This window comes from Ruegeria arenilitoris, from assembly GCF_013031355.1.
Lineage (GTDB): Bacteria > Pseudomonadota > Alphaproteobacteria > Rhodobacterales > Rhodobacteraceae > Ruegeria > Ruegeria arenilitoris_C.
In genome coordinates this window covers 110,592-136,920 of record NZ_WPZO01000003.1, presented here as the reverse complement: position 1 = coordinate 136,920, position 26,329 = coordinate 110,592, and the positions used below count along the sequence as shown (strand labels likewise).

The window sequence follows — 26,329 nt, the reverse complement described above, 5'->3', positions numbered from 1 at the left end:
GTAACACACGATGCTGAAGGATCAGGACCGGATCTTTACCAACATCTACGGGATGCATGAGCGCACGCTTAAAGGCGCGCAGGCCCGGGGGCATTGGGACGGCACTGCTGGCCTGATCGAAAAGGGCCGTGACTGGATCATCCAGACCATGAAGGACTCGGGTCTTCGCGGTCGCGGTGGCGCGGGCTTCCCGACAGGTCTGAAATGGTCGTTCATGCCCAAGGAAAGCGACGGGCGTCCGGCCTATCTGGTGGTGAACGCCGATGAATCGGAACCCGGCACCTGCAAAGACCGTGAGATCATGCGCCATGATCCGCATACACTGATCGAGGGCTGCCTGATCGCGTCCTTCGCAATGAATGCGCATACCTGCTACATCTACCTGCGCGGCGAATATATCCGCGAGCGTGAGGCGCTGCAGGCCGCAATTGACGAAGCTTATGACGCAGGTCTTTTGGGCAAGAACGCCGCAGGCTCGGGTTGGGATTTCGATGTGTTCCTGCATCACGGGGCAGGCGCCTATATCTGCGGTGAGGAAACCGCCCTGATCGAAAGCCTTGAGGGCAAGAAGGGTATGCCGCGGATGAAGCCTCCGTTCCCGGCGGGTGCGGGTCTCTATGGTTGCCCGACCACGGTGAACAACGTGGAATCCATCGCCGTTGTACCCACCATCCTGCGCCGCGGCGCGGACTGGTTTGCGGGCTTTGGCCGCCAGAACAACGCAGGCACCAAGCTGTTTGCAATCTCGGGCCATGTGAACAACCCCTGCGTCGTCGAAGAGGCAATGTCGATTTCCTTCGAGGACCTGATCGAGACCCATTGCGGCGGCATTCGCGGTGGCTGGGACAATCTGCTGGCGGTGATCCCGGGTGGGTCGTCGGTGCCTTGTGTGCGTGGTGAGAACATGCGCGACGCTATCATGGATTTCGACTATCTGCGCAACGATCTGGGCTCGGGGCTTGGAACGGCTGCGGTGATCGTGATGGACAAGTCCACCGACATCATCAAAGCGATCTGGCGTCTGTCGAAGTTCTACAAACACGAAAGCTGCGGCCAGTGTACGCCGTGCCGCGAAGGCACAGGCTGGATGATGCGCGTCATGGACCGTCTGGTGCGCGGCGAGGCCGAGCTGGAAGAGATCGACATGCTGTTCGACGTGACCAAACAGGTCGAAGGTCACACGATCTGCGCCCTTGGTGACGCGGCAGCCTGGCCGATCCAGGGCCTGATCCGCAACTTCCGCGAAGAGATCGAAGATCGCATCAAGGCGCAGAAGTCGGGTCGTATGGGCGCAATGGCGGCGGAGTAAATCAGATGGAAGTCTTCGCGGAATATGGGCATGCAGTTGCATCGTTGGTGATCTTCACCCTCGTCGTGCTGGTCTTGTCCCCGTTTTCGGCCTTGGCCAAGCAGGGTAAAGGACTGGCGCCGGGGGCGACGCCCGATCAGGACTATTCCGACAAGGCGTATCGCCTGAACCGGGCCTACCTGAACGGTACTGAGACTCTTCCTGCCTATCTGACGGTCACTGTCGCTGCGATCCTGATGGGGGTCAGCCCGTTTTGGGTAAACCTGCTTGCTTCGGTTGCGCTGTTGGCGCGTCTGTTGATGTTGGTCGTGCATATGCGCGGAATCGGTAAACCTCACAGCGGGTTGCGATCGGTTCTTTATGTCGTTGGCTGGGCCTGCATGTTTGTCATGGGCCTCATGGCGCTGGTCGCAGCATTCTGATGATGGGGTTGGGGAAACATCGAATGTTGGGGCTAAGACATCTTAAAAACCACAGCTTCATGCTGAGTGCGATTGTTGCGATGGCGGCGGTTTCGGCCTGCGGGATTGTTACCCCGTCCTCGGATCAGATTCTGTTTGACGGTCACGCGTTCCGGGCCAAGGCGAAACCCGTCGACAAAAAAGCGTCACCTGCTGACTTTACGGTTGTCGTCAACGATGTCTCAGCCTCGTTGGATGGCGCGCGCGAGGCCGGTCGGTTTGAGGGGACCAAGTTCTGTATCAAGTATTTCGGCTCTTCCAAAATCGTTTGGAAGGTCGGCCCGGATACCGATCCGCAGAACCTGCGCATCAGCGACGACAAACTGACATTTGCGGGAACGTGCCAGAGACCATGATGCGTGTTTTTGCATATCAGGCCATGAAGCGGGGGGTGTTATTGCATAGCGCCCCGCGTGCTCTTCGTCTTGGGTTTCCCAAGACGAAAGGAGTTGTCATGTCTGGTATGAAAACGCTCGCATTGATCTCGGTATTGGTCCTGCCGACACTTGCCGAAGCCAAACCGCCCTTGCGCGAAGTCAAAGAGATCGACAACGAACTCTATTACATCGCAATCGCAAACGAAATTTCAGAGTATTGCCCGTCGATCAGCGGGCGCCGTCTGAAGGCGATAGGTGTGATGTGGGATCTGCGATCTAAGGCGAACAAGCTGGGCTACTCGGACAAGGAAATCCGGGCGTATGTGGAATCGGATGCCGAAAAGGACAGGATGCGCACCAAGGGTGAGGCGTATCTGTCTCAGCACGGCGTCACGTATGAAAATCCGAACTCTTTCTGCACGTTGGGGCAGAAGGAAATCGAAAGAAACAGCGCCATTGGCGTGTATTTGAGGGCGAACTAGACCATGTCTGACCTCCGCAAAGTGAATATCGACGGGCAGGAAATCGAAGTCGATGGTGCAATGACCCTGATCCAGGCCTGTGAAGAGGCCGGGGTCGAAGTGCCGCGTTTCTGCTATCACGAACGTCTGTCGATCGCCGGGAACTGCCGGATGTGTCTGGTTGAGGTCGTAGGCGGCCCGCCGAAACCCGCAGCCTCGTGCGCGATGCAGGTGCGTGACTTGCGACCGGGACCGGAAGGCCAGCCGCCGGTGGTCAAGACGAACTCGCCCATGGTCAAGAAGGCCCGTGAAGGGGTGATGGAGTTCCTGCTGATCAACCACCCGCTGGACTGCCCGATCTGCGACCAGGGTGGCGAGTGTGACCTGCAGGATCAGGCGATGGCTTACGGTCTGTCAGGCTCGCGCTTCAAGGAAGCCAAGCGGGCGGTGGACGATCTGGATCTGGGGCCGCTCGTTGGCACCGCGATGACCCGCTGCATCAGCTGCACCCGGTGTGTGCGTTTTACTACCGAGGTCGCCGGGATCACCCAGATGGGTCAGACCGGGCGCGGTGAGGATGCAGAGATCACCTCGTATCTGAACCAGACTCTCGATTCGAACATGCAGGGCAACATCATCGACCTGTGCCCGGTTGGCGCGCTGACCTCGAAGCCCTACGCCTTTACCGCGCGCCCGTGGGAACTGACCAAGACCGAGAGCATCGACGTGATGGACGCTCTGGGTTCGAACATTCGCGTGGATACCAAGGGCCGCGAAGTGATGCGCTTCCTGCCGCGCAACCATGACGGCGTGAACGAGGAATGGATCAGCGACAAGACCCGCTTTGTCTGGGACGGCCTGCGTCGTCAGCGTCTGGACAAGCCTTACATCCGCGAAAACGGCAAACTGCGCCCGGCGACATGGCCCGAGGCGCTGACGAAAGCCGCCGACGCGCTGAAAGGTGCCGAGAAGCCTGCTGGTATCGCGGGTGATCTGGCCCCGGTCGAGGCGATCTTTGCGCTGAAGCAGATGATCGAAGGGCAGGGCGGTGTTGTGGAATGTCGTACCGATGGCGCCAAGCTGCCTGCGGGGAACCGTGGGGCCTATGCCGGGACCGCGTCAATCGAAGACATCGACGGTGCCGAGCGTATTCTGCTGATCGGCACCAACCCGCGCGACGAAGCGCCGGTGCTGAACGCCCGTATCCGCAAGGCGTGGGCGCACGGGGCCGAGGTTGCTCTGGTCGGTCCGGCGGTGGATCTGACCTATGAGTATCACCACGTGGGTGACGACCGCGCAGCGCTGCAGAAGGTCGTCGACATGGGCGGCGATGATGAGATCAAGGGTAAGCGCTCGCTGATCATCATCGGGCAGGGCGCATTGCAAGAGGCTGATGGTGCCGCCGTTCTGGCTGCCGCGCAAGCCATTGCGACCAATACCGAAAGTGGCTTGATTGTTCTGCACACTGCGGCCTCGCGGGTCGGCGCGATGGATGTGGATGCCACCAACGAAGGCGGCATGGATGCGATCTGCGCCGCGGATGTCATCTATAACCTCGGCGCGGATGAGGTCGAAATCGGTGACGGTGCCTTTGTGATCTATCAGGGCAGCCATGGTGATCGGGGCGCACACCGCGCCGACGTGATCCTGCCGGGCGCGGCCTACACCGAAGAAAACGGTCTGTTCGTGAACACCGAAGGCCGCCCGCAACTGGCGATGCGCGCCGGGTTTGCACCGGGTGAGGCCAAGGAAAACTGGGCCATTCTGCGGGCCTTGTCCGCTCAACTGGGCGCAACGCTGCCCTTCGACTCGCTGGCGCAACTGCGTACCGCGCTGATTGAGGCGGTTCCCCATCTGGCTCGCATCGACGAGGTGACCCAGAACGAGGTTCAAGCGCTGGAGGCAGGCCCTCTGGGCAAGGCAACCTTCCGCAATGCGGTCAAAGATTTCTACCTGACCAACCCAATTGCGCGCGCCTCGCAACTGATGGCCGAGCTTTCGGCACAGGCGCAGGCCCGCAAATCCGAGAAGATCGCAGCGGAATGAACCAGACCTGTTTCATATCGCAGGCAAACGCGACTGCCGGGTGGCAGTACGCCGCGCCTGATTTGTGTGTGAAACCCAAGATTAAGGGTGGCGTAATGGCGGCAGATGCTGTTTACACCAACGCGCCGACCCAGCCGCAGTTTGCGCAGGCACAAGGCCTTTGCATCGCTCGCGGAAAACGGAATACCCACGGTGTGAGGACCAATGGCTGATTTCTTTAACACCCCAGGCGGAATAGCCATCATCATTCTGGCGCAAGTGCTTGCTGTCGTTGCCTTTGTGATGATCTCGCTGTTGTTCCTTGTTTATGGCGACCGCAAGATCTGGGCGGCTGTTCAGATGCGCCGCGGACCCAACGTGGTTGGCGTTTATGGCCTGCTGCAATCGGTGGCGGATGCGCTGAAATATGTGGTCAAAGAGGTCGTTATCCCGGCCGGTGCAGACCGCACGGTCTTTATGCTCGCACCGTTGACGTCTTTCGTTCTGGCAATGATCGCCTGGGCGGTGATCCCGTTCAACGATGGATGGGTGCTGTCGGATATCAACGTCGCGATCCTCTATGTCTTCGCCGTTTCTTCGTTGGAAGTTTATGGCGTGATCATGGGCGGTTGGGCGTCGAACTCAAAGTACCCGTTCCTCGGCTCGCTGCGGTCTGCGGCGCAGATGATTTCCTATGAGGTCTCGATCGGTCTGATCATCATCGGTGTGATCATCTCGACCGGGTCGATGAACTTTGGTGACATCGTCCGTGCGCAAGACGGCTCGTTTGGCTTCTTCAGCTGGTACTGGCTGCCGCACTTCCCGATGGTGTTCCTGTTCTTTATCTCGGCGCTGGCCGAGACCAACCGCCCGCCGTTCGATTTGCCCGAAGCGGAGTCGGAACTGGTTGCCGGTTATCAGGTCGAATACTCGGCAACGCCCTTCCTGCTGTTCATGGCCGGTGAATATATCGCCATCTTCCTGATGTGCGCGCTGACTTCGCTGCTGTTCTTCGGCGGTTGGCTGTCGCCGATCCCGGGCCTGCCTGATGGCGTGCTGTGGATGGTCGCCAAGATGGCGTTCTTCTTCTTCATCTTCGCGATGGTCAAGGCGATCACGCCCCGCTACCGCTATGACCAGCTGATGCGGCTGGGCTGGAAAGTATTCCTGCCGTTCTCGCTGGTGTGGGTGGTCTTCGTGGCCTTTGCGGCGAAATTCGACTGGTTCTGGGGCGCGTTCGCGCGTTGGAGCGTAGGAGGCTGATATGGCAAACATCGACTATACCCGCGCTGCCAAGTATTTTCTGCTGCAGGACTTCTGGGTCGGCATGAAACTGGGGCTGAAGTATTTCTTCGCCCCCAAGGCCACCGTGAACTATCCGCACGAAAAGGGCCCGCTGTCGCCGCGTTTCCGCGGTGAGCACGCTCTGCGCCGTTACCCGAATGGCGAAGAACGCTGCATCGCCTGTAAACTGTGCGAGGCAGTCTGCCCGGCGCAAGCCATCACCATCGACGCCGAACCGCGCGAAGACGGCAGCCGCCGTACCACGCGTTATGACATCGACATGACCAAGTGCATCTATTGCGGTTTCTGCCAAGAGGCCTGCCCAGTCGATGCTATCGTCGAAGGCCCGAATTTCGAATTCGCCACTGAGACCCGCGAAGAGCTGTTCTACGACAAGCAGAAGCTGCTCGATAACGGCGAACGCTGGGAAGCTGAGATCGCCCGCAATCTGGAAATGGACGCGCCGTACCGATGACTGACCGAGTTCCATTTAACAGGAATATCCTATGGGTTTTGGCCGCGTTGGTCGCTTCGGCGACCTTCAAATGGTTTGCTATTCCGGGGACAACTTTCACCCAAGCGTTTACTCCAGCCGCGGTGATCATCGTCGGCTTTTGCTGGTTTGCCACTGCCTACATTGCGATTTCCAAGTTTGAGAAACAGTTGTTGGGCTGGTCAATGGTAGTGCTCGGCATTTCAGCCATTGTGTTTGCTTTGGGGTGGCCGAGATGACTGACAGCCCGACAAATCCGTTCGAGCTGATGATGAAGCAGGCTCAGGACATGGCCAAGGCGATGAACCCGGCGATGGAAAACTTCTCGCCCAAGGGGTTCGAGGCGCTGTGGCCGACCATGCCCAAAGAGGTCATGGAAATGATGTTCGGCAACACCGTCAACAAAGACGGTCTGGATGCCAAAACCCGCCTGCTGCTGACGCTGGCCGGTCTGACCTGTCAGGGCGCACAGGCAGACTCGGCTGTTCGTCAGACCGTGCGTCACGCGCTGGAAGCTGGCGCAAAGAAACAAGAGATCGTGGAAACGATCGGTCAGATGTCGGTCTTTGCCGGCATCCCGGCCATGACCCGCGCGCTGGATTTGGCGCAAGAAGTCATGGGCGACAACGAGGATGAGGATCAATGACCGTCTTTGCCTTCTATCTGTTTGCCATCAGCGCCATCACCGGCGGGCTGTTCACGGTGATCAGCCGCCAGCCGGTGCACTCGGTGCTGTGGCTGATCCTGGCGTTCCTGTCCTCGGCGGGGCTGTTCGTGCTGCTGGGGGCCGAGTTCGTGGCGATGCTGCTGATCATCGTCTACGTGGGCGCGGTCGCGGTTCTGTTCCTGTTCGTCGTGATGATGCTGGATGTTGACTTTGCCGAACTCAAGGCGGAGATGGCGCGCTATATGCCACTTGCCCTGCTGATCGGTCTGGTGATCCTGATGCAGTTCGTCATGGCCTTCGGCGCATGGGACAGCGCGCAGGGTGCGGCAGCCAATCTGGCACAGCCGGTTCCGGCGGACCGCCACAACACCGAGGCGCTCGGCGTCATTCTTTATGATCAATACTTCCTTCTGTTCCAACTGGCGGGCCTGATCCTGCTGGTGGCGATGATTGGCGCAATCGTGCTGACCCTGCGCCATCGCAAGGACATCAAGCGCCAGGACATCGTCGGCCAGATGATGCGCGACCCGGCCGAGGCGATGGAGCTGAAGGATGTGAAACCGGGGCAGGGACTTTGAGACGATGATCGGACTTGAACACTATCTTACGGTCGCGGCGACGCTGTTCGTCATCGGCATCTTCGGTCTCTTCCTGAACCGCAAGAACGTCATCATCCTGCTGATGAGCATCGAACTTATGCTGTTGGCGGTGAATATCAACCTCGTGGCGTTTTCCAGTTTCCTCGGCGATCTGGTCGGGCAGGTGTTTACACTGTTCGTTCTGACCGTTGCGGCGGCCGAGGCTGCGATTGGTCTGGCTATTCTGGTCTGCTTCTTCCGCAACCGTGGCACCATCGCGGTTGAAGACGTCAACATGATGAAGGGGTAAGGGAACATGGAAACCACCATCCTCTTTGCCCCGCTTGTGGGCGCACTGATCTGCGGGTTTGGCTGGCGCTTCATTGGCGAGAAAGCTGCCATGTGGACCGCCACGGGCCTGTTGTTTCTGGCCTGTTTGCTGTCATGGATCGTGTTCTTCACCTTCGACGGGGTGACGCAACAGGTCGAAGTCATGCGCTGGATCGAGAGCGGCTCGCTGTCGACAAGCTGGGCGGTACGTCTGGACCGGCTGACCGCGATCATGCTGATCGTAGTGACGACCGTCTCGGCGCTCGTGCACCTCTATTCCTTCGGCTACATGGATCACGACCCGCAATGGCGTGAAGGCGAAAGCTATAAGCCGCGTTTCTTTGCCTATCTGTCCTTCTTCACCTTCGCCATGCTGATGCTGGTGACAGCGGATAACCTGGTACAGATGTTCTTTGGCTGGGAAGGCGTGGGCGTCGCGTCCTACCTGCTGATTGGGTTCTACTATCGTAAACCCTCTGCCAATGCCGCTGCGATCAAGGCCTTCGTGGTGAACCGGGTTGGTGACTTTGGCTTTGCGCTGGGGATTTTCGCGCTGTTCTTCCTGACCGACAGCATCAACTTTTCTGACATCTTCGCGTCGGCCCCGGAGCTTGCGGAAACGCAGCTGCACTTCCTGTGGGGTGAGTGGACCGCCATCGAGGTAATCTGCGTCCTGCTGTTCATCGGCGCGATGGGTAAATCGGCGCAGCTGATCCTGCACACCTGGCTGCCGGATGCGATGGAAGGCCCGACGCCCGTTTCGGCGCTGATCCACGCCGCGACCATGGTGACCGCCGGTGTATTTCTGGTCTGTCGTATGTCGCCGCTGATGGAGTTCGCGCCGGGCGCGACCGGGTTCATCACCGTGCTGGGTGCGTCGACTGCGTTCTTTGCCGCGACAGTGGGTCTGGTTCAGACCGACATCAAGCGCGTCATCGCCTATTCGACCTGTTCGCAGCTGGGCTACATGTTCGTGGCCGCGGGTGTGGGCATGTACTCGGCGGCGATGTTCCACCTGTTCACGCACGCGTTCTTCAAGGCGCTGCTGTTCCTTGGTGCCGGTTCGGTGATCCACGCCATGCATCACGAGCAGGAGATGACCGAATACGGCGGCCTGCGGAAAAAGATTCCATATACCTTCTGGGCGATGATGATCGGTACGCTGGCCATCACCGGTGTCGGCATTCCGCTGACCACATTCGGGTTCGCCGGGTTCCTGTCCAAGGATGCCATCATCGAGAGCGCCTATGCAGGCGGCTCGGCCTATGGCTTCTGGCTGCTGGTGATCGCGGCTGCGTTCACTTCGTTCTACAGCTGGCGTCTGATCTTCCTGACCTTCTACGGCAAGCCGCGTGGTGATCAGCATACACATGATCACGCGCATGAAAGCCCGATGTCCATGCTGGTGCCTTTGGGCGTGTTGTCCCTGGGTGCGGTCTTTGCTGGCATGATCTGGTACGGCAACTTCTTTGGTCACGCGGACAAGGTCGGCAAATTCTATGGCATTCCGGTTGCCGAGGCGTCCGAGCACGCAGAGGCGGGCGATCACGGCCAGACGGATGCGCATGCTGATACGGCCCATGCGGAGGATGACCACGCGACGGATACTCATGCGGATGACGGTCATGGTGACGAGGCTGAACACGCTGACGCTGGTCACGGTGACGATGCGGCGCATGGCGACGAGGCCGCCCATGGTGGCGATCACCATTATGTCTTTGCGGGCAAGCCGGGCGAGGGTGCCCTGTATATCGCGCCGGACAACCATATTCTGGACGACGCACACGCGGCTCCGAAATGGGTCAAGGTTTCGCCATTCGTTGCGATGGTGCTGGGTTTTGTCATGGCCTACTGGTTCTATATCGTGAACCCGTCCCTGCCGGGACGTCTGGCGCAGAACCAGCGGCCTCTGTACCTGTTCCTGTTGAACAAATGGTACTTTGACGAAATCTACGATGCGATCTTCGTCAAACCCACCGTGGCGCTTGGCCGGTTCCTGTGGAAACGCGGCGATGGCAACACCATCGACGGCTTCCTGAACGGTGTCGCCATGGGCGTTGTTCCCTTCTTCACCCGCCTCGCAGGCAAGGCGCAGACGGGCTACATCTTTACTTACGCCTTCTGGATGGTTCTGGGCATCGCCGCCCTGGTCACCTGGATGTCGATCGGCGGAGGCGCACAATAATGGATAATATCCTCTCCATCGTCACCTTCATCCCCGCAGTGGCGGCAGGCATTCTGGCCCTGTTCCTGCATGGCGATGACGTGGCCGCGCAGCGCAACGCGAAATGGGTTGCACTTGTGGCGACCACGGTGACCTTCCTTGTCTCGATCGGCATCTACACGGGCTTTGACCCATCCAACACCGGCTTCCAAATGGTGGAAGAGGGTGAGTGGCTGCTGGGCCTGAAATATAAGATGGGCGTGGATGGCATCAGCGTTCTGTTCGTGCTGCTGACCACCTTCATAATGCCGCTTACCATTCTGGCCAGTTGGCAGGTCACCGACCGCGTCAAGGAATACATGATCGCCTTCCTGATGCTGGAAACGCTGATGTTGGGCGTGTTCATGGCGCTGGATTTGGTTCTGTTCTACCTGTTCTTCGAAGCAGGTCTGATCCCGATGTTCCTGATCATCGGTATCTGGGGTGGCAAGGATCGCATCTACGCCAGCTTCAAGTTCTTCCTCTACACCTTCCTTGGCTCAGTGCTGATGCTGGTGGCGATGGTTGCCATGTATGCGGATGCGGGCACCACGGACATCGAGGCTCTGATGAGCCACCATTTCTCGTCCGAAGGCTTCAGCGTGCTGGGCTTCTATATTGTCGGTGGGATGCAGACGCTGATGTTCCTGGCCTTCTTCGCCTCGTTTGCGGTGAAAATGCCAATGTGGCCTGTGCACACCTGGTTGCCGGACGCACACGTTCAGGCGCCGACGGCAGGTTCGGTCGTGCTGGCGGCAATCCTGCTGAAGATGGGCGGCTACGGGTTCCTGCGGTTCAGCCTGCCGATGTTCCCTGTGGGTTCGGCGGTGATGACCGATCTGGTGCTGTGGATGTCGGCCATCGCGGTTGTCTACACCTCGCTGGTAGCGTTGGTGCAGGAGGATATGAAAAAGCTGATCGCCTATTCCTCGGTTGCGCATATGGGCTTTGTGACCATGGGTATATTTGCGGCGAACCAGCAAGGGATCGACGGCGCGATCTTCCAGATGCTCAGCCACGGCTTCATCTCGGCGGCACTCTTCCTGTGTGTCGGCGTGATCTATGACCGGATGCATACCCGCGACATCGACGCGTACGGAGGTCTGGTGATCCGGATGCCCGCCTACGCTCTGGTCTTCATGCTGTTCACCATGGCCAATGTCGGCCTGCCGGGCACTTCTGGCTTTATCGGTGAATTCCTGACCCTGATGGGCACGTTCCAGGTCAACACCTGGGTGACCGCAGTGGCTGCAAGCGGCGTGATCTTCTCGGCGGCCTATGCGCTGTGGCTGTACCGCCGGGTCGTCTTTGGCGATCTGATCAAGGAAAGCCTCAAGGCGATGACCGACATGAATTCGCGTGAGCGGCTGATCTTCGCACCGCTGATCGTGATGACCATTTTGCTGGGCGTCTACCCGTCGCTGGTAACGGATGTGATCGGTAACTCGACCGCTGCACTGATTTCGAACTATGACACGGCTCTGGCCGCGGCTGAGGCCGCGCTCCAGACGGCCGCTTCGCATTAAGGAGGCTTTGGAGACATGATCCAGGCTGATCTGACAATAATCCTGCCAGAGATTGTTCTGGCCGTATATGCGATGGCCGCTCTGATTGGGGCTGTCTACACAGCGAAGGACGCACTGGCGCCGATCCTGGTGTGGTCGACGGCCGGCCTGATGGCGCTGCTGGCCATCTGGATTGCCACCAATGGCGATGGCGTCAACGTGGCCTTCAACGGCATGTTCATTGACGACGGGTTCTCGCGCTTTGCCAAGGTTGCGATCCTGCTGTCCGCCGCTGCTGTTCTGGTGATGAGCCAGGACTACATGTCGCGCCGCGGACTACTGCGCTTCGAATATCCTCTGTTGGTGGCTCTGGCTGCTGTCGGCATGATGATGATGGTCAGCGCGGGCGACCTGATGTCCCTGTATATGGGTCTTGAGCTGCAATCGCTGTCGCTCTACGTCGTGGCTGCCCTGCGCCGTGACAGCGCGAAATCGACCGAAGCTGGTCTGAAATACTTCGTATTGGGCGCGCTCAGCTCGGGTCTGCTGCTGTACGGAGCGTCGTTGGTCTATGGCTTTACCGGAACCACTCTGTTCTCGGGTATCATCCAAACCGTACACCACGGAGACATTTCGGTCGGCCTGCTGTTCGGCCTGATCTTCCTGATCTCGGGGCTGGCGTTCAAGGTCTCGGCCGTGCCGTTCCACATGTGGACGCCGGACGTGTACGAAGGCTCGCCCACGCCGATCACCGCCTTCTTTGCTACCGCGCCGAAAGTGGCGGCGATGGCGCTGTTTGCCCGCTTGATGCACGACGCCTTTGGCGGAGTAATCAAGGACTGGCAGCAAGTGATCGTGCTGCTGTCCGTCCTGTCGATGCTGCTGGGCGCAGTTGCCGCGATTGGGCAGCGTAACATCAAACGTCTGATGGCGTTCTCGTCGATTGCCCATATGGGCTATGCGCTGATCGGTCTGGCGGCCGGTACGGAACTGGGCATCAAGGCGATGCTGATGTATCTGGCGATCTATGTGACCATGAACATCGGCACTTTTGCCTTCATCCTGATGATGGAGCGTGATGGCAAACCCGTCACCGATATCGATTCGCTGCGTCAGTACTCCAAGCGCGATCCTGGCAAGGCGCTGGCCGTGCTGATCCTGATGTTCAGCCTTGCCGGTGTGCCGCCGATGCTGGGTTTCTTCGCCAAGTTCGGTGTTTGGCAAGCTGGTGTCGGTGCGGGTCTGACCGGGCTGGTCATTGTCTCGGCCATCGCGTCCGTGATCGGTGCATTCTATTACCTGCGTATCGTGTTCTACATGTATTTCGGGGAAGAGAACGAAGACCCGATCGAAACGCGCTCCACTCCGGTTCTGTGGGTTGCGTTGATGGGCTCAGCTGCGCTGATGCTGGTAGGTGTGTTCTATCAGTTCGGAATTGAAGGCGCGGCAGCGGCTGCGGCGGCAACGCTTGTCAACTGATTTGCCTAACATCCAATTGCAGGAGGCTCGGTCAACGGACCGGGCCTTTTTGCCATGACCGATTGGCCGCAAGGATACGGGCTGCACATTGTGCAGGAGGTCGACAGCACTCTGAACGAGGCCGCTCGGCTTGCTCCAACGGCGCCGGGTCCGGTCTGGATCATGGCGCATCATCAGACTGCCGCGCGGGGCCGGCGAGGCCGCGCCTGGGCCAACCCCAAGGGCAATCTGGCGGCGACACTGTTGATGCGCCCGCAGGGCAATCCCGAACAGGCCGCGTTGCGTAGCTTTGTGGCAGCACTGGCGCTGTTTGACGCCTGCGTTGCGGTCACCGGCCGGGCGGCGGGGCTGTCATTGAAATGGCCCAATGACGTTCTGCTGAACGGCGGCAAGCTGGCTGGCATCCTGCTGGAAAGCACTGGACAGGGGCGTGAGCTGTCTCATCTGGCTATTGGGATCGGTGTGAACCTTTCTGAGGCGCCCCCGGCCTATGCGGTCGAACAAAGCGCGGTACGTCCAGTGTCTTTGCTGTCGGAGACCGGTGCGGCAGTCATCCCCGAGGATTTTCTAACCGAACTGGCTGCAGCGTACGCGAGGTATGAAACTCAATTTGTCACCTACGGGTTCGAACCGATCCGAACGGCCTGGTTATCCCGGGCAGCCAAATTGGGCGAGGTTATCACTGCCCGGACCTCAACTTCCGAGACGGTGGGAACCTTTGAAACCGTGGACTCGAACGGCAACCTTGTCTTAAAGACCGCCAAGGGCCGCGTCAGCATTCCGGCGGCGGACGTGTTTTTCTGAAGGAGGCGCAGATGCTTCTGGCAATTGACTGCGGCAACACCAACACCGTTTTCTCGATCTGGGATGGCGAGAAGTTCCTGTGCACGCTGCGCACCTCAACCCACCATTCCCGCACGGCGGATGCCTATTTCACCTGGTATTCGACGCTGGTGAAACACTATGGGATTCACGCAGATATCACCGATGTGGTGATTGCCTCGACCGTGCCGCGTGTGGTGTTCAACTTGCGCATCTTTGCTGACCGTTTCTTTGGCTGCCGTCCTCTGGTTGTGGGCAAGCCGGAATGCCTGTTGCCCGTGGCGCCGCGCATTGACGAGGGCACCGTTCCCGGACCCGACCGGTTGGCCAACGCGGTCGGCGCGTTTGACCGTCACGGCGGTGACGTGGTGGTTGTCGATTTCGGGACGGCGACAAATTTTGACGTGGTCGCCTCGGACGGGGCCTATGTTGGGGGCATCATCGCGCCTGGTGTGAACCTCAGCCTCGAGGCGCTGCACCAGGGGGCGGCGGCATTGCCGCATATCGACATCACCCGCCCGGAAAAAGTGATTGGTACGAATACGGTTGGCTGCATTCAATCCGGCGTGTATTGGGGCTATTCCGGCTTGATCGAAGGGCTGATTGCCCGGATCAAAGAGGAATACGGGATGCCGATGAAAGTGGTCGGCACCGGTGGGCTTGCGCCTTTGTTCGATCAGGCGGATGTCGGGTTTGACGCAATCGAAGACGATTTGACGATGCACGGGCTGACCGTGATCCATCGCTATAACAAGGAAAATGGCTCATCATGAGCAGTGAACGACTGATCTATCTGCCGCTGGGCGGTGCCGGTGAAATCGGGATGAACGCCTATGTCTATGGCTACGGCAAGCCAGGGCAGGAGCGGCTGATCCTCGTGGATCTGGGGGTGACATTTCCGGACATGGACACGACGCCCGGTGTCGATCTGATCCACGCCGATATCTCATGGCTGCAGGAACGGGCTGACCGGCTGGATGCCGTGTTCGTCACCCACGCGCATGAGGATCATGTGGGTGCCGTTGCGCATTGTTATGAAGCACTGGGGGCTCCGGTCTATGCGCGTGCCTTCACTGCCAATATTGCGCGCCGCAAGATGGAAGAACATGGTCACCCGGAGGACGCGGTTCAGACGGTTTCCGCTTGGCCCGAACAGATTTCCGTTGGCCCGTTCAAGGTTGGGTTCCTGCCGGTTTCGCATTCGATCCCCGAAAGCGCGGCGCTGGTGATCGATACACCCGAAGGCCGGATCGTGCATTCCGGGGATTTCAAGCTGGATACAAACCCGGTGGTGGGTGAGCCGTTCGATCCTGATCTGTGGGCCGAAGTTGCCAAACCCGGCGTCAAAGCGCTGGTCTGTGACAGCACCAATGTGTTTTCGCCCCATGATGGCCGCTCGGAATCCGAGGTGGGCCCCGAGATCACCAAGCTGGTCGAAAGCGCCGAGGGCATGGTGGTAGCGACCACTTTTGCCTCGAACGTAGCGCGGGTGAAAACGCTGGCCGAAGCGGGCGCGCGGGCTGGGCGCTCGGTCGTGTTGCTGGGTCGTGCGATGCGGCGGATGATCGAAGCGGCGACCGAAACCGGCATTCTGTCGGATTTCCCCAAAGTCGTCAGCGCCGAAGAGGCCGTGGACCTGCCGCGCCAGAACCTGATGCTGATCGTGACCGGCAGCCAGGGTGAACGCCGCGCCGCCAGCGCGCAACTGGCGCGTGGCAAGTATCGCGGGATCGAGCTGAAAGAGGGCGACCTGTTCCTGTTCTCGTCCAAAACCATTCCCGGCAACGAGCGTGGCGTAATCTTCATCATCAACCAGCTCAGTGAAAAGGGCGTGGACGTGGTGGACGACAGCTCGGGCCTGTACCATGTGTCCGGCCATGCCAATCGTCCCGATCTTGAGAGAGTGCACGCGCTGATCGACCCGCAGATGGTGATCCCGATGCATGGCGAACACCGGCATCTGCGCGAACACGCCAAGCTGGCCGAGGCCGGTGGACGCACGGGCATCTTGGCCGTGAACGGCACGATGCTGGACCTGACCGGCAATGAACCCAAGGTGGCTGACTATATCGAAACCGGTCGCACCTATCTGGACGGTACCGTCAAGGTCGGTGCGCTGGACGGGATAGTTCGCGATCGTATCCGCATGGCTCTGAACGGGCACGTGACGGTGACAGTCATTCTGGACGAAGAGGACGAGCCTCTGGGCGAGCCGTGGTGCGATACGATGGGTCTGCCCGAGATCGGAACCTCCAAGGCCGCGCTGGTCGAAGTGCTGGAAGAGGATCTGAACCAGTTCCTGATGCGTGCGGACGCCAAGACTTTGCGCGACGATGATAAGCTGGAAGAAGCCATGCGCCGCATCGTCCGTCAGACCGCCAAGGCCGAGATTGGCAAAAAGCCCGAAGTGACCACAGTGATCAGCCGGATGAAGTGACGCCTAGTCGGCGTCCGGCATCGGATAGCCTTTGAGCTGCAGAAACAGGCTTTGTTCCTCGGTATGCAGGTAGAGGGGCACGGTTTCAGGCGGCTCGGGGTTTGAAACCCGGGCTGCGATTTCGGCCAGAACCACCTCGGTGATGAACGGCAGATCCAGATCGCGCGCGCGGTTGAGGGGTACCCACTGCAGGTGGGACAACTCATCCGAGGCGCGGCTGAAATCGTCCAGATCGCCCTGAATTGCGCTGGCATCGACCAGAAAGAACCGCGCGTCGAAGCGGCGGGGGCGGCCAGGCGGCGTTACTGCGCGGAACACGAACTGCAGGGCATCGGCAGCGGGGCGGAACCCCATGGAGGCAAAGCCCTGCCAATCCTCGGGCACCGTGTCGTCCCACGTGCCGGGTTCACCCAGAATCAAACCGGTTTCTTCCCACAACTCACGGATTGCCGCCGCCGCCAGCGCAGTCTGGAGCCCCGGTTCGGACCTCTCGTCCAGCCGTTCGCGGCAAAGCTCGGGCATGGGGGCGGCCAGAGGGATGTCTCTGTCCGCCGCATCGACCGCACCACCGGGAAACACGAACTTGTTGGGCATGAAGACGGCTTTCGCGCCGCGCTGTCCCATCAAAATCGTCGGTTCGGTCAAACGGTCCCGCAGAACGATGACTGTTGCCGCGTTCCGTATCGCTGATTTGTCTTCTGTCATATGCTGATCGACCTGTTCACGTGGGCCATTACGCTTTTTCAAACCCGTGCATCCGACGCGCCCACTGATAGGCGATCATCGCGCCTTTCAGCCGGGGCAGCAGGAACAGCGACAGCGCCGTGCATCCGATGGCAAAGATCAGGAACATTGTCAGGGGCTCGGGGCGAAACTCGACATATGTCACGTGCAGCGCCGGAGCCAGCAGGTGGCCAACCAGCAGAATGGTCAGATAGGCCGGGCCGTCATCTGCCCGGTGATGAAACAGCTCTTGCCCGCAATCGCTGCAGGTATCGTTGACCTTCAGGTAGCCGTGCAAAATCTTGCCCTCGCCGCATTTTGGGCAACGGCCGCGAAACCCTTTGATCAAAGCAGGCCGTGTCGGCCGGTCATTCTCGGTCATGGCGTCGATCGTCTGATCTGTCATTCTGAAACTCGCGCGTTCGATTGCGCAGGATAATGCGCTTGTTTTATTCCGCAGAAAAGGGGGGTGCGGCGCTTTGTGACTTAGGTTGGCTGCAACCGGCCGTCAAAATATTTGAGATTTTTGCGACGGAACCCGCTGGTCGAGCCGTTTGAACCTATGTGAGCAGCGGCGATGGGGCCGCAAAACAAAGGGAAAACGATATGAAAAGCGCGAAATTCATTCCGGCCATCCTGATCTCGGCCGTTGCAGTCACAGGCACTTCGGTTCTGGCGGCCGGTCCGAAAGATCGCGAACCTGTGAGCTTCCAAGAACTGGACGCCAATGGTGACGGTCAACTGACCAAGGAAGAGATGGAGGCCCACCGGACGCAGAAATTTACCGAGGCCGACACGAATGGCGACGGTAAGCTGAGCGTCGAGGAAATGCAGGCCGCGGCGCAGAAGAGAGCCAATGACCGCGTGACCAAGATGTTCGAAAGGCAAGACGCCAATAAGGACGGTTTTCTGAGCGAGGACGAGTTGCCCAAACCGCGCCGCGCTGGCAAGATGTTTGACCGTATCGACGCGGATAACAGCGGAACGATCTCGGAACAGGAATATGCCGATGCAAAAGAGCGGATGGGCCGAAAGCACAAAAAGCACGGCAAGGCGGGCTCTGACGACAGCTGATGAAGGATGGAGGATCTGACCTCCCCCCTGCACGAAATCCGTGGCGCGTCTTGCGCCGCGGATATGTCGGACGATGCGTTGTTGCGGCAGTTCGCCAAGGGCGATGCTGCCGCTGCACGCGAACTGACTGATCGGTTGGCGCCGCGGTGTTTGTCAGTTGCTATGCGTATGCTGGGAAACCGGGCCGAAGCCGAAGACGTGACACAGGACGCGATGATGCGGCTGTGGCAGTTGGCGCCGAATTGGGTGCCCGGTCAGGCCAAAGTGTCAACCTGGCTCTACCGCGTGACGCTGAACCTGTGTGTGGACATACAGCGCAAGAAACGGCCGGACCGGCTCGACGATGTGCCCGAGCCCGAGGACGGCGATCTCAGCGCAGCGGATCGATTGCAGGACGCGGCGCGAAAGGATGCACTGCAGGCGGCGTTATCGCAACTGCCGGACCGCCAACGGCAGGCGGTAATCTTGCGGCATATCGAGGAGTTGCCCAACCCGGAAATCGCAGGGATCATGGGTGTTTCGACGGAAGCGGTGGAAAGCCTGACTGCGCGTGGGAAACGCGCCTTGGCGGCGATATTGGCCGGGCGGCAGGATGAACTGGGGTACGAAGATGGCTGAGAACAACACGGAACTTGACCAGTTGTTTGCCCAAGCACGGCAAACCCGACCCGAACTGCCCGATGATCTGGCGGTGCGCATTCTGACGGATGCTGAAACGGTGCGTCTGGACCGGCTGAAGCCTACCGCACAGCCGCGCTCTGTCTGGTCGCGGATACTGGACGGGATCGGAGGCTGGCAGAGCATGAGCGGCCTTGTTGCGGCTAGCGCAGCAGGGGTTTGGATCGGACTGTCAGCGCCAGAGTTTCTGCCCGACCCGGCAACGATTATCTACCCGCAGGAGACCAGCTTTGTGGTCGCTGACCTTGGCCTGGACACAACATTTCTGGAGGACGCCGAATGAGCGATAATACCAAGCCCAAAAGACGGTGGGTAACGGTTCTTTTGGCCGTATCGCTGGCGCTGAACCTATTGGTGGTCGGGGTTGCTCTGGGCACGGTTTACCGGGTCAAGGGTGGGGATCGCGGCAAGCCGCCTCCCGGGTTCGGACCGGCGATTTATCGGGCGCTGCCGAAAGAGGATCGGAAAGCCCTGCGCGGGGAATTGTCCGAGCGGCATGTGAAGGGGGCAAAACTCCGGGCACAAGATTTTGCCGCGCTGGAGGCCGCATTGCGGGCTGAGCCGTTCGATCCAACAGTTGTTCAGGCCCTGCTGCAACAACAGGCTCAGTCTATGGCAGAGTTGCAAGGCGCGTTGCAGAAGGAATGGCTGGACCGGATCACTGCGATGACGGATGCCGAACGCCAGATTTACGCAGACCGCCTGCAAGAGGTGGTGCAGCGCAAACGTCACGGCCGTAAGCACAAGGATTAACAGTCTCAGGCCGCGCTTTGCCGGACCCGAACCTGATTGCGCCCGGCGGTCTTGGCGGCATAGAGCGCGGTGTCGGCCGATTTGATCAACCCTTCCAACCTAGCGGGCTGATGCGATGGTGAGGCCACATTGAGCTGGGGTGCGATCAACCCAATGCTGATCGTGACCGGGACAGGGGCAGGGGCGTCCGGCAGGTCGAAAGGCATCTCGCGGATGCAGTCACACAGGCTGCGGGCCAGCTTGAGGGCCTGAGCCTGCGTGGTCTCTGACAGGCCAATCATGAACTCTTCCCCTCCGATCCGGGCAATGAAACCGGCTGAGCCGACGGTCTGCTTCAACCGTCTGGCCGCCTCGGTCAGCACCAGATCCCCGCCGGTATGGCCGAACTTGTCGTTGATGGCCTTGAAGTGGTCCAGATCGGCCAGCATCACGGCAAAGCCTTTTCCGGTGCGGGTGGACTGATGGGCGATCTGATCCATCGCGCGCATCGCATAGCGGCGGTTGTGCAACCCAGTCAGAGGGTCCACCCAGGACTCGACCAATCCACGTCGCAGCGAGGCGCGCATCTGATCCAACCGGGTTTTGCGCTGGATCTGGCTGTCCAGACGCAACAGCGCCTCTTCCGCACAGAACCCGTCCATGCAGATCGCATCGGCGCCCCGGTCGAGTGCCTCAGACGCCAGTGCGGCATTGCCCTCGGCAAGAACTCCGATCAGAACCGTATGCCGGGTGGTGCTGCGGGATTTCAGATCGGCCAGAAGGTTAAGGCCCGATGGGTCCGCGCTGATTTCAAAGATGATGGCGTCCGGCACAGGCCCGGACAAAACGCCCTGCAGATTTGTCGTAGTATGCGCCGACAGGTTGTGCCGCGTGCGTTTCGACAGGGCGCTCTGCCACAACGCCCCGGTTCGGGCGGTTTGCGTCAGAATGGCCACGCTGGCCGTCTTGGGTGGTATGAGGGGCGAGGCGCTGGGTTCCGCAAATCCGATGGGATGCGAACCGGATTCCACATGTAGATCCTGCGTTTCAGCCCGTGCGCGCAACAGGCTGCGCACTCTGGCCAGCAGGAACGTGTCTTTGAACGGGTGCACCAGAACATCGTCCAATCCGTCCGCCAAGGCCGTCAACCGGGCGGCCTTGTCGTTTTGCGGCGCGATCGCAACCACCGGCACGCCGATCAGATCCGGATCAGCCAAGACCAGCCTTTTGACATCCGCCGCCGTGCCATCCGGCAAGGTCTGAGATGACAGCACCAGATCGGGTTTGGCGCGCCGCAACAGCCCGGCGAGACCCTGAAGCCTTTCGCCCTGTACGACGTGGTACCATGCTGCCGTCAATTGGACCTTCAGCATGATGCGATTGGTTGAGGTCCCATCGAGGACAAGGATGGTTCCCTGCACGGACATATCAGTCACCATTGATTGCATGCGTTGCCAAAGTGTTTATGAGTCTGGTTAACAAACCCTTTCCGTGACCTGATCCGGGGCAATTTTATGTCAATCTCCACCCAATCTGCAGAAACGCTGGCGCTCAATGTTCTAGGCTGGTTGGTCGGTAACGGTGAATTGTTGCCGATTTTTCTGGGGTCTACCGGCGCCGCGGCGCAGGACCTGCGCGACCGGGCGGGTGAACCGGAATTCCTGGGATCGGTGCTGGAGTTTCTAATGCTTGACGATTCGTGGGTGATCGCTTTCTGTGACGCTAACTCCGTGCCCTATGATCAGCCCGGTCAGGCCCGTGCGGTGTTGTCCGGTGGCGCCGACGTTCACTGGACCTGATCCAACAACCTTGCAGGAGCATTCAATGCCCATCGACGCGATCCTGTTCGACAAGGACGGAACCTTGTTTGATTTTGCCAATACTTGGGGCGCATTTGGGCGCAACATGGTACTGCGTCTGGCCGAAGGTGACCACGAGCGCGCCGCCGAACTGGGTCGGGTGATCGGGTTCGATCTTGAGCAGGTCACCTATTCCGAAGATAGCATCGTCATCGCTGGAACGGTCGAGGAAATCGCCGCGGACCTCGCTCCGCATTTGCCAGATATGACGCAGGACGAGCTGATCGATGTGCTGAACGCCGAATCGGCCTCGGCCCCGCAGGCGCAGGCGGTTCCGTTGGAACCATTTCTCGAAGGGTTGCGGCAGGCCGGGTTCAAACTTGGTGTTGCAACGAATGACGGAGAGATGCCCGCGTTGCAGCATCTGGCTTCGGTCGGGATTCGAGACCATTTCGATTTTGTCGCGGGTTATGACAGTGGCCACGGGTTCAAGCCGGGTCCCGGACAGTTGCTGGCGTTTGCGACCCATGTGGGCGTAGACCCGGAACGGGTCGCGATGGTCGGTGACAGCCTGCATGACCTGCAGGCCGGGCGCGCCGCCGGGATGACCACGATCGGAGTCCTCACGGGAATGGCTCCGGCTGAGGCGCTGGCGCCGATGGCGGATGTTGTGCTGCCGGATATCGGGCATATTCCCGACTGGTTGTCCAAAAACTGATCGCGCGGCGGTTAATTTCGGCGCTTCGGAATAAGAAACCGACATAGACTGTCGCAGACAGAGCGGCCAGACACCCCTCTTCGGGGCTTGCATAGGATTAAGCAAGTTCCGGAGGATCAAATGGCTGACACGAAAACGCGCAAACGTCGCAGTGGGGGACGGGCCGGTGCCGCTGAACGCAGGGGCAGCGCTGTCATCGACCAGATGCCGTTTAACCCTCCGATCAATATCGACAAGCCGACCGAACCGCTGGATCAGGATGGGATCGAGGCGATCCACGATGGCGCTATGCGTATCCTCGAAGAGATCGGGATCGAGTTCTACAACGAAGAAGCAATCGGCATCCTGCGCCAGGCCGGATGTACAATCGACGGCAGCAATATCCGCATGGGCCGGGATTTCGTTATGGAGATGGTATCCAAGGCGCCATCGCGTTTTACCATTACGCCACGAAACCCGGACCGGACGATTGAAATCGGTGGCCGGAACATGGTGTTCGGCAACGTGTCTTCTCCGCCAAACTACTGGGACATGGAGATTGGCACCAAGGTTCCCGGCAATCGCGAGATGTGCCGGAACCTGTTGAAACTGACGCAGTATTTCAACTGTATCCACTTTGCTGGGGGCTACCCGGTTGAGCCGGTCGATATCCATGCCAGCATCCGGCATCTGGACGTCCTGTACGATAAACTCACGCTGACCGACAAAGCGATGCACGCCTATTCGCTGGGTAAGGAGCGCGTCGAAGACGTGATGGAGATGGTCAGAATCGCGGGCGGCCTGAGCCATGAAGAGTTCGAAGCCACGCCGCGGATGTACACCAACATCAACTCGACTTCTCCGCTGAAACATGATCACCCGATGATTGACGGATGTCTGCGTCTGGCACGTCGGGGGCAGGCGATCGTGGTGACTCCGTTCACCTTGGCCGGGGCGATGGCGCCGGTGACGATGGCCGGGGCTGTGGCGCAATCTCTGGCCGAAGCGCTGTGTGCGATTGCTCTGTTCCAATATGTCCGTCCGGGAATTCCCTGCGTGATTGGGACGTTCACGTCCAATGTGGACATGAAGTCGGGGGCTCCGGCCTTTGGCACACCCGAATATATGCGGTCTACTCAGATGACCGGGCAGATGGCCCGGTTCTACGGTCTGCCGATGCGGTCGTCGGGGGTATGTGCGGCCAACGTGCCGGACGGGCAATCGGTGTGGGAGACATCGAACTCTCTGTGGGCCGCCGTACAGTCGGGCACCAACATGGTCTATCACGCGGCCGGATGGCTTGAGGGCGGGCTAATCGCCAGCCCCGAGAAATTCATCATGGACTGCGAAATCCTGCAGCAAATCCAACGCTATATGCAGCCCGAGGTAACTGCGACCGGACCGGATGAGATCGCTCTGGAGGCGATCCGCGCGGTCGGCAATGATGGCCACTTCTTTGGCGTTCAGCACACGCAGGACCGTTACTCCACGGCGTTTTACCAGCCGTTCCTCAGCGATTGGAGAAACTACGAAGGGTGGAATGTTGCGGGCGGTATCTGGACGGCGGAACGAGCGCATCACATGTTCAAGGAAATCATCACCAGCTTTGAGCCGCCGGCGATGGATGAGGGTATCCGCGAAGAATTGGCCGAATTTGTCACCCGACGGAAGGCCGAAGGTGGGGCGCCGACGGATTTCTAGTTTACGGTCAACGGGTTCCTCCGTGAGACTCAATCAGATTATCGGCATCTCACCGACCATCTTGGGGTTTTGTTAAGGATTGTCAGGCCAGATTGGTGCAGAAACCAATCTGGGGCATCCGATGCATGGTCTGATCAATCGGGCGGTACAGTCATTTGTATGCGCGACCTACGGGCAATCGTGCTGGCTGCGTGTGACCGAGGCCGCCGAGTTGGGCTTTGTCGAGTTTGAGGCCATGCTGGTCTACGACGATGACATGACCGTTCGGGTTCTGGACGCGCTGTGTGCTGACCTGAGCCGTCCGCGCGCCGAAATCCTTGAGGATCTGGGAACCTATCTGGTTTCTCACCCCAACATGGAGGATTTACGGCGGCTGCTGCGCTTTGGCGGTGTCACCTATGTCGAATTCCTGCATTCGCTTGACGATCTGTCAGACCGGGTGCGGCTGGCCGTTTCGGACCTCAGCCTGCCAGCACTGGAGCTGAGAGAGATAGCGCCAACGGAATACCAACTTTTCTGCCACCCGGGTCTGCCCGGCTATTCCAGTGTGATGGTCGGAGTTTTGCGCGCCATGGCCGATGATTACGGCGCTTTGGCGATGCTGTCCCATGACGGGCAGGAGGGTGAGGCCGAGGTCATTTCGATCGTTCTTGTGGAAAGCGCATTTGCCGAAGGGCGTCATTTCGATCTGGGGGCGCGGAAAACATGATGGGTACTGGTGATCTCGCGGCGCTTCTGGAAACGCTGTGTCCGATGTTTGTGCTGGTGGACGAAAACGGACGCATATTGCGCGTTGGGCCGACATTGCAAAAACTGCGCCCTGATCAGCCGATGGCCGGAAAAGACTTTCTGGAGGTCTTCGAACTGGTGCGACCGCGCACCGTGACGACGTTATCGGCGCTCATGGCACTGGCAGGGGCCAAGCTGCACCTCAAGCTTCACGATACGCCGCGCACTGCGCTCAAAGGGCTGATCGCCCCACTGCCGCAGGGAAAGGGTGCGGTCATCAACCTGTCCTTTGGTATCTCGATTCTGGATGCGGTGCGCGACTATGCTCTGACCAGTGCGGATTTCTCAGGCACCGATCTGGCCATCGAATTGCTGTATCTGGTCGAGGCCAAGTCCGCAGCGATGGAGGCCTCGCGGTCGCTGAACCTGCGGCTTCAGGGGGCGATGCTAGCCGCCGAAGAGAAAGCCTTCACCGATATGCTGACCGGGCTAAAGAACCGACGGGCGATGGATGTGTTGTTGGGTCATCTGGTTTCCGGGAATTCACCGTTTGCCCTGATGCATCTGGATTTGGATTTCTTCAAATCGGTCAACGATCAGTACGGTCACGCCGCAGGGGATTATGTGCTGCAACAGGCTGCCCGGATCATGGTGGAAGAGACCCGCAGCGATGACACGGTTGCACGCGTTGGTGGGGATGAGTTTGTTATTATTTTTAAAAGCCTGTCGGACGAAGCTGTTCTGTCGACAATAGCCGCTCGCCTCATCGATCGGCTGCGAAAGCCGATGGTGTTCGAAAACAATCCTTGCCGGATTTCTGCCAGCATCGGAACCGCATTGTCCACTCAGTTCAAGCCCCCTAAAGCGGCTGAAATCCTGAACGCGGCGGACTTGGCGCTGTATGAAGCCAAAAGAAAAGGCAGGTCCCGACACTGCCTTTATTCGGTGCTTGTGGGGCAGCGATAGGGCGTGCTTCCGCGGTTACCTTGGGCTAGCCTTGGATGCGTAAAACTTTGTGGCTTCTCGGTCGGTCAGGTCTCGTGGAATAGACGGGACAGGGTGGTTGCTATGTGGTGCTTGATCCGGGGCAATTCTCCGACCACCGGCATCACTTGGCCCTGGAACGCGGCCTCGTTCAACTCTTGCGGGACGTCCTCAAGCACATGGCCGCCGTGGCAGGCGAAATACGGCAGACACAACGCCTGAGCGGACAGGCCAGCTGCAGCTTCAGCAATGGAGGGGGGTTCTTCTACAAACCCTAGACGTATCGACTTGAATGACAGGAGTTGCGCCAAGTCAGTTGCAAAGGCGCGGGCCACCGCAGATGGGTTGCGGCTGCGGCCGGAACCGTGGGCAGCCAACACCAGATCGGTTTCTTCTGAAATCCATTGGTTTTTGTTCAGCGTATCACGCAATGCCGCCGCAACTAGACCCGGAAGGTCTGCATCAACCCCCAGCGGATCGAGTATACGTAGGTTTCGCCCAGCAAGACGTTTGGGCAGGGCACCAGTTACGAACCACCCTTTGGCCATAAACAGCGGATAGATCACGGCGTCGTCCGGCAGCTCTGACACGCGCTGCTCGAATACGCCAGGAGCTGCCAGAGTGGCTGATCGAACGGTCACGCCATCACACAGGGCGTCCACCTCGGCGGCATAGGCGGCCAGCGCCTGTTCCGCCGGGATCGGGTCAGAAGGTTGGCCATGGGCAACGATAAGGGCGTAGGGCATTTAATTGATCCTGTCTGCTTTCCCGATAGGTGTTC

30 protein-coding genes are annotated in these 26,329 nt (G+C 59.5%); 26 read left to right on the top strand and 4 right to left on the bottom strand.

Translation table 11 applies throughout. The features are described from left to right. Positions 1-10: 10 nt before the first annotated feature. The 17 genes from nuoF (at position 11) to GOX63_RS09110 (ending at position 16,431) form a co-directional block, all read left to right on the top strand. Complete coding sequence (gene nuoF / locus GOX63_RS09190) at positions 11-1,309, top strand: NADH-quinone oxidoreductase subunit NuoF (RefSeq protein ID WP_170325672.1); 1,299 nt, start codon at positions 11-13, stop codon at positions 1,307-1,309. 5 nt (positions 1,310-1,314) lie between these two features. Beyond that, positions 1,315-1,731, top strand: coding sequence for an MAPEG family protein (locus GOX63_RS09185; protein WP_170325671.1), 417 nt, complete (start codon positions 1,315-1,317; stop codon positions 1,729-1,731). A 23-nt stretch (positions 1,732-1,754) separates the two neighbouring features. Beyond that, positions 1,755-2,126: a hypothetical protein gene (locus tag GOX63_RS09180; protein WP_254435916.1), complete on the top strand. Its 372-nt coding sequence runs from the start codon at positions 1,755-1,757 to the stop codon at positions 2,124-2,126. 107 nt (positions 2,127-2,233) lie between these two features. Next, positions 2,234-2,629 (top strand): DUF5333 domain-containing protein, encoded by a 396-nt coding sequence (locus tag GOX63_RS09175; protein WP_437436608.1) that lies wholly within the window; start codon positions 2,234-2,236, stop codon positions 2,627-2,629. Between the two features lie 3 nt (positions 2,630-2,632). Further along, positions 2,633-4,654: an NADH-quinone oxidoreductase subunit NuoG gene (nuoG, locus tag GOX63_RS09170; RefSeq protein WP_170325670.1), complete on the top strand. Its 2,022-nt coding sequence runs from the start codon at positions 2,633-2,635 to the stop codon at positions 4,652-4,654. Positions 4,655-4,858: 204 nt separating this feature from the next. After that, positions 4,859-5,896, top strand: coding sequence for an NADH-quinone oxidoreductase subunit NuoH (gene nuoH / locus GOX63_RS09165; RefSeq protein ID WP_170325669.1), 1,038 nt, complete (start codon positions 4,859-4,861; stop codon positions 5,894-5,896). Position 5,897: 1 nt separating this feature from the next. Continuing rightward, on the top strand, positions 5,898-6,392 hold the full coding sequence (gene nuoI / locus GOX63_RS09160; protein ID WP_170325668.1) for an NADH-quinone oxidoreductase subunit NuoI: 495 nt from the start codon (positions 5,898-5,900) through the stop codon (positions 6,390-6,392). Then, a complete protein-coding gene (locus tag GOX63_RS09155; RefSeq protein WP_170545592.1) occupies positions 6,389-6,649 on the top strand; it encodes a hypothetical protein in 261 nt (86 codons plus the stop codon). The genes nuoI and GOX63_RS09155 overlap by 4 nt, the downstream gene beginning before the upstream one ends. Then, positions 6,646-7,056 carry a carboxymuconolactone decarboxylase family protein gene (locus tag GOX63_RS09150; RefSeq protein ID WP_170545589.1) on the top strand — a complete coding sequence of 137 codons (411 nt, stop codon included), beginning with the start codon at positions 6,646-6,648 and terminating at the stop codon, positions 7,054-7,056. The genes GOX63_RS09155 and GOX63_RS09150 overlap by 4 nt, the downstream gene beginning before the upstream one ends. Further along, positions 7,053-7,655, top strand: coding sequence for an NADH-quinone oxidoreductase subunit J (locus GOX63_RS09145; RefSeq protein ID WP_170325666.1), 603 nt, complete (start codon positions 7,053-7,055; stop codon positions 7,653-7,655). Before GOX63_RS09150 ends, GOX63_RS09145 begins: the two co-directional genes overlap by 4 nt. A 4-nt stretch (positions 7,656-7,659) precedes the next feature. Then, the gene (gene nuoK, locus GOX63_RS09140) at positions 7,660-7,965 is read left to right on the top strand and encodes an NADH-quinone oxidoreductase subunit NuoK (protein ID WP_005984024.1); all 306 of its coding nucleotides are present in this window, start codon (positions 7,660-7,662) and stop codon (positions 7,963-7,965) included. 6 nt (positions 7,966-7,971) lie between these two features. Next, positions 7,972-10,170 (top strand): NADH-quinone oxidoreductase subunit L, encoded by a 2,199-nt coding sequence (nuoL, locus tag GOX63_RS09135; protein ID WP_170325664.1) that lies wholly within the window; start codon positions 7,972-7,974, stop codon positions 10,168-10,170. Beyond that, entirely contained in the window at positions 10,170-11,714 is a 1,545-nt protein-coding gene (locus tag GOX63_RS09130) for an NADH-quinone oxidoreductase subunit M (protein ID WP_170325663.1), read from the top strand. The genes nuoL and GOX63_RS09130 overlap by 1 nt, the downstream gene beginning before the upstream one ends. A 15-nt stretch (positions 11,715-11,729) precedes the next feature. Then, positions 11,730-13,172 carry an NADH-quinone oxidoreductase subunit NuoN gene (gene nuoN / locus GOX63_RS09125; protein WP_170325662.1) on the top strand — a complete coding sequence of 481 codons (1,443 nt, stop codon included), beginning with the start codon at positions 11,730-11,732 and terminating at the stop codon, positions 13,170-13,172. A gap of 54 nt (positions 13,173-13,226) precedes the next feature. Continuing rightward, the gene (locus GOX63_RS09120) at positions 13,227-13,976 is read left to right on the top strand and encodes a biotin--[acetyl-CoA-carboxylase] ligase (protein WP_170325661.1); all 750 of its coding nucleotides are present in this window, start codon (positions 13,227-13,229) and stop codon (positions 13,974-13,976) included. Between the two features lie 11 nt (positions 13,977-13,987). Then, positions 13,988-14,767, top strand: a complete 780-nt coding sequence (locus tag GOX63_RS09115) for a type III pantothenate kinase (RefSeq protein WP_170325660.1) — start codon at positions 13,988-13,990, stop codon at positions 14,765-14,767. Further along, positions 14,764-16,431 (top strand): ribonuclease J, encoded by a 1,668-nt coding sequence (locus GOX63_RS09110; protein ID WP_170325659.1) that lies wholly within the window; start codon positions 14,764-14,766, stop codon positions 16,429-16,431. The genes GOX63_RS09115 and GOX63_RS09110 overlap by 4 nt, the downstream gene beginning before the upstream one ends. Before the next feature lie 3 nt (positions 16,432-16,434). On the opposite strand, the gene GOX63_RS09105 is transcribed toward GOX63_RS09110, so the two are convergent. Both GOX63_RS09105 and GOX63_RS09100 read right to left on the bottom strand, forming a co-directional pair. Then, positions 16,435-17,136 carry an NUDIX hydrolase gene (locus tag GOX63_RS09105; RefSeq protein ID WP_170326012.1) on the bottom strand — a complete coding sequence of 234 codons (702 nt, stop codon included), beginning with the start codon at positions 17,134-17,136 and terminating at the stop codon, positions 16,435-16,437. Positions 17,137-17,164: 28 nt separating this feature from the next. Beyond that, positions 17,165-17,560, bottom strand: a complete 396-nt coding sequence (locus GOX63_RS09100) for a DUF983 domain-containing protein (RefSeq protein ID WP_170325658.1) — start codon at positions 17,558-17,560, stop codon at positions 17,165-17,167. A gap of 200 nt (positions 17,561-17,760) precedes the next feature. Here GOX63_RS09100 and GOX63_RS09095 point away from each other — a divergent pair, with 200 nt between their 5' ends. From GOX63_RS09095 to GOX63_RS09080, 4 genes are read left to right on the top strand one after another with little or no spacing between them, the layout of a single operon-like run. Continuing rightward, entirely contained in the window at positions 17,761-18,228 is a 468-nt protein-coding gene (locus GOX63_RS09095) for an EF-hand domain-containing protein (protein ID WP_170325657.1), read from the top strand. A gap of 6 nt (positions 18,229-18,234) precedes the next feature. Beyond that, positions 18,235-18,846, top strand: coding sequence for an RNA polymerase sigma factor (locus GOX63_RS09090; protein ID WP_170325656.1), 612 nt, complete (start codon positions 18,235-18,237; stop codon positions 18,844-18,846). Then, a complete protein-coding gene (locus GOX63_RS09085) occupies positions 18,839-19,189 on the top strand; it encodes a hypothetical protein (RefSeq protein WP_170325655.1) in 351 nt (116 codons plus the stop codon). The genes GOX63_RS09090 and GOX63_RS09085 overlap by 8 nt, the downstream gene beginning before the upstream one ends. Continuing rightward, a complete protein-coding gene (locus GOX63_RS09080) occupies positions 19,186-19,659 on the top strand; it encodes a periplasmic heavy metal sensor (RefSeq protein ID WP_170325654.1) in 474 nt (157 codons plus the stop codon). The genes GOX63_RS09085 and GOX63_RS09080 overlap by 4 nt, the downstream gene beginning before the upstream one ends. 5 nt (positions 19,660-19,664) lie before the next feature. On the opposite strand, the gene GOX63_RS09075 is transcribed toward GOX63_RS09080, so the two are convergent. Beyond that, entirely contained in the window at positions 19,665-21,065 is a 1,401-nt protein-coding gene (locus tag GOX63_RS09075; protein ID WP_170325653.1) for a diguanylate cyclase, read from the bottom strand. Positions 21,066-21,152: 87 nt separating this feature from the next. On the opposite strand from GOX63_RS09075, the gene GOX63_RS09070 reads away from it, so the two are divergent. The 5 genes from GOX63_RS09070 (at position 21,153) to GOX63_RS09050 (ending at position 25,530) form a co-directional block, all read left to right on the top strand. Further along, on the top strand, positions 21,153-21,437 hold the full coding sequence (locus GOX63_RS09070) for a DUF3572 domain-containing protein (protein ID WP_170325652.1): 285 nt from the start codon (positions 21,153-21,155) through the stop codon (positions 21,435-21,437). A 25-nt stretch (positions 21,438-21,462) separates the two neighbouring features. Continuing rightward, the gene (locus GOX63_RS09065) at positions 21,463-22,155 is read left to right on the top strand and encodes an HAD family hydrolase (protein WP_170325651.1); all 693 of its coding nucleotides are present in this window, start codon (positions 21,463-21,465) and stop codon (positions 22,153-22,155) included. A 120-nt stretch (positions 22,156-22,275) separates the two neighbouring features. Next, positions 22,276-23,835 carry a trimethylamine methyltransferase family protein gene (locus tag GOX63_RS09060; RefSeq protein ID WP_170325650.1) on the top strand — a complete coding sequence of 520 codons (1,560 nt, stop codon included), beginning with the start codon at positions 22,276-22,278 and terminating at the stop codon, positions 23,833-23,835. Between the two features lie 121 nt (positions 23,836-23,956). Further along, positions 23,957-24,544 carry a heme NO-binding domain-containing protein gene (locus GOX63_RS09055; RefSeq protein WP_170325649.1) on the top strand — a complete coding sequence of 196 codons (588 nt, stop codon included), beginning with the start codon at positions 23,957-23,959 and terminating at the stop codon, positions 24,542-24,544. Further along, positions 24,541-25,530: a GGDEF domain-containing protein gene (locus tag GOX63_RS09050; protein WP_170545586.1), complete on the top strand. Its 990-nt coding sequence runs from the start codon at positions 24,541-24,543 to the stop codon at positions 25,528-25,530. The genes GOX63_RS09055 and GOX63_RS09050 overlap by 4 nt, the downstream gene beginning before the upstream one ends. A 65-nt stretch (positions 25,531-25,595) precedes the next feature. Here GOX63_RS09050 and GOX63_RS09045 read toward each other — a convergent pair whose 3' ends face one another. After that, positions 25,596-26,294 carry a sirohydrochlorin chelatase gene (locus tag GOX63_RS09045; protein ID WP_170325647.1) on the bottom strand — a complete coding sequence of 233 codons (699 nt, stop codon included), beginning with the start codon at positions 26,292-26,294 and terminating at the stop codon, positions 25,596-25,598. Positions 26,295-26,329 lie beyond the last annotated feature (35 nt).

Bases quoted from the DNA above. Each gene is read 5' to 3' on its own strand.
- nuoH (WP_170325669.1), top strand. From the start codon at position 4,859: ATGGCTGATTTCTTTAACACCCCAGGCGGAATAGCCATCATCATTCTG.
- GOX63_RS09150 (WP_170545589.1), top strand. From the start codon at position 6,646: ATGACTGACAGCCCGACAAATCCGTTCGAGCTGATGATGAAGCAGGCT.
- GOX63_RS09110 (WP_170325659.1), top strand. From the start codon at position 14,764: ATGAGCAGTGAACGACTGATCTATCTGCCGCTGGGCGGTGCCGGTGAA.
- nuoF (WP_170325672.1), top strand. From the start codon at position 11: ATGCTGAAGGATCAGGACCGGATCTTTACCAACATCTACGGGATGCAT.
- GOX63_RS09070 (WP_170325652.1), top strand. From the start codon at position 21,153: ATGTCAATCTCCACCCAATCTGCAGAAACGCTGGCGCTCAATGTTCTA.
- nuoK (WP_005984024.1), top strand. From the start codon at position 7,660: ATGATCGGACTTGAACACTATCTTACGGTCGCGGCGACGCTGTTCGTC.
- GOX63_RS09065 (WP_170325651.1), top strand. From the start codon at position 21,463: ATGCCCATCGACGCGATCCTGTTCGACAAGGACGGAACCTTGTTTGAT.
- GOX63_RS09185 (WP_170325671.1), top strand. From the start codon at position 1,315: ATGGAAGTCTTCGCGGAATATGGGCATGCAGTTGCATCGTTGGTGATC.
- GOX63_RS09075 (WP_170325653.1), bottom strand. From the start codon at position 21,065: ATGTCCGTGCAGGGAACCATCCTTGTCCTCGATGGGACCTCAACCAAT.
- GOX63_RS09085 (WP_170325655.1), top strand. From the start codon at position 18,839: ATGGCTGAGAACAACACGGAACTTGACCAGTTGTTTGCCCAAGCACGG.
- GOX63_RS09105 (WP_170326012.1), bottom strand. From the start codon at position 17,136: ATGACAGAAGACAAATCAGCGATACGGAACGCGGCAACAGTCATCGTT.
- GOX63_RS09095 (WP_170325657.1), top strand. From the start codon at position 17,761: ATGAAAAGCGCGAAATTCATTCCGGCCATCCTGATCTCGGCCGTTGCA.
- GOX63_RS09090 (WP_170325656.1), top strand. From the start codon at position 18,235: ATGGAGGATCTGACCTCCCCCCTGCACGAAATCCGTGGCGCGTCTTGC.
- GOX63_RS09060 (WP_170325650.1), top strand. From the start codon at position 22,276: ATGGCTGACACGAAAACGCGCAAACGTCGCAGTGGGGGACGGGCCGGT.
- GOX63_RS09175 (WP_437436608.1), top strand. From the start codon at position 2,234: ATGAAAACGCTCGCATTGATCTCGGTATTGGTCCTGCCGACACTTGCC.
- GOX63_RS09045 (WP_170325647.1), bottom strand. From the start codon at position 26,294: ATGCCCTACGCCCTTATCGTTGCCCATGGCCAACCTTCTGACCCGATC.
- GOX63_RS09145 (WP_170325666.1), top strand. From the start codon at position 7,053: ATGACCGTCTTTGCCTTCTATCTGTTTGCCATCAGCGCCATCACCGGC.
- GOX63_RS09130 (WP_170325663.1), top strand. From the start codon at position 10,170: ATGGATAATATCCTCTCCATCGTCACCTTCATCCCCGCAGTGGCGGCA.
- nuoL (WP_170325664.1), top strand. From the start codon at position 7,972: ATGGAAACCACCATCCTCTTTGCCCCGCTTGTGGGCGCACTGATCTGC.
- GOX63_RS09050 (WP_170545586.1), top strand. From the start codon at position 24,541: ATGATGGGTACTGGTGATCTCGCGGCGCTTCTGGAAACGCTGTGTCCG.
- nuoN (WP_170325662.1), top strand. From the start codon at position 11,730: ATGATCCAGGCTGATCTGACAATAATCCTGCCAGAGATTGTTCTGGCC.
- nuoI (WP_170325668.1), top strand. From the start codon at position 5,898: ATGGCAAACATCGACTATACCCGCGCTGCCAAGTATTTTCTGCTGCAG.
- nuoG (WP_170325670.1), top strand. From the start codon at position 2,633: ATGTCTGACCTCCGCAAAGTGAATATCGACGGGCAGGAAATCGAAGTC.
- GOX63_RS09055 (WP_170325649.1), top strand. From the start codon at position 23,957: ATGCATGGTCTGATCAATCGGGCGGTACAGTCATTTGTATGCGCGACC.
- GOX63_RS09180 (WP_254435916.1), top strand. From the start codon at position 1,755: ATGTTGGGGCTAAGACATCTTAAAAACCACAGCTTCATGCTGAGTGCG.
- GOX63_RS09115 (WP_170325660.1), top strand. From the start codon at position 13,988: ATGCTTCTGGCAATTGACTGCGGCAACACCAACACCGTTTTCTCGATC.
- GOX63_RS09155 (WP_170545592.1), top strand. From the start codon at position 6,389: ATGACTGACCGAGTTCCATTTAACAGGAATATCCTATGGGTTTTGGCC.
- GOX63_RS09100 (WP_170325658.1), bottom strand. From the start codon at position 17,560: ATGACAGATCAGACGATCGACGCCATGACCGAGAATGACCGGCCGACA.
- GOX63_RS09120 (WP_170325661.1), top strand. From the start codon at position 13,227: ATGACCGATTGGCCGCAAGGATACGGGCTGCACATTGTGCAGGAGGTC.
- GOX63_RS09080 (WP_170325654.1), top strand. From the start codon at position 19,186: ATGAGCGATAATACCAAGCCCAAAAGACGGTGGGTAACGGTTCTTTTG.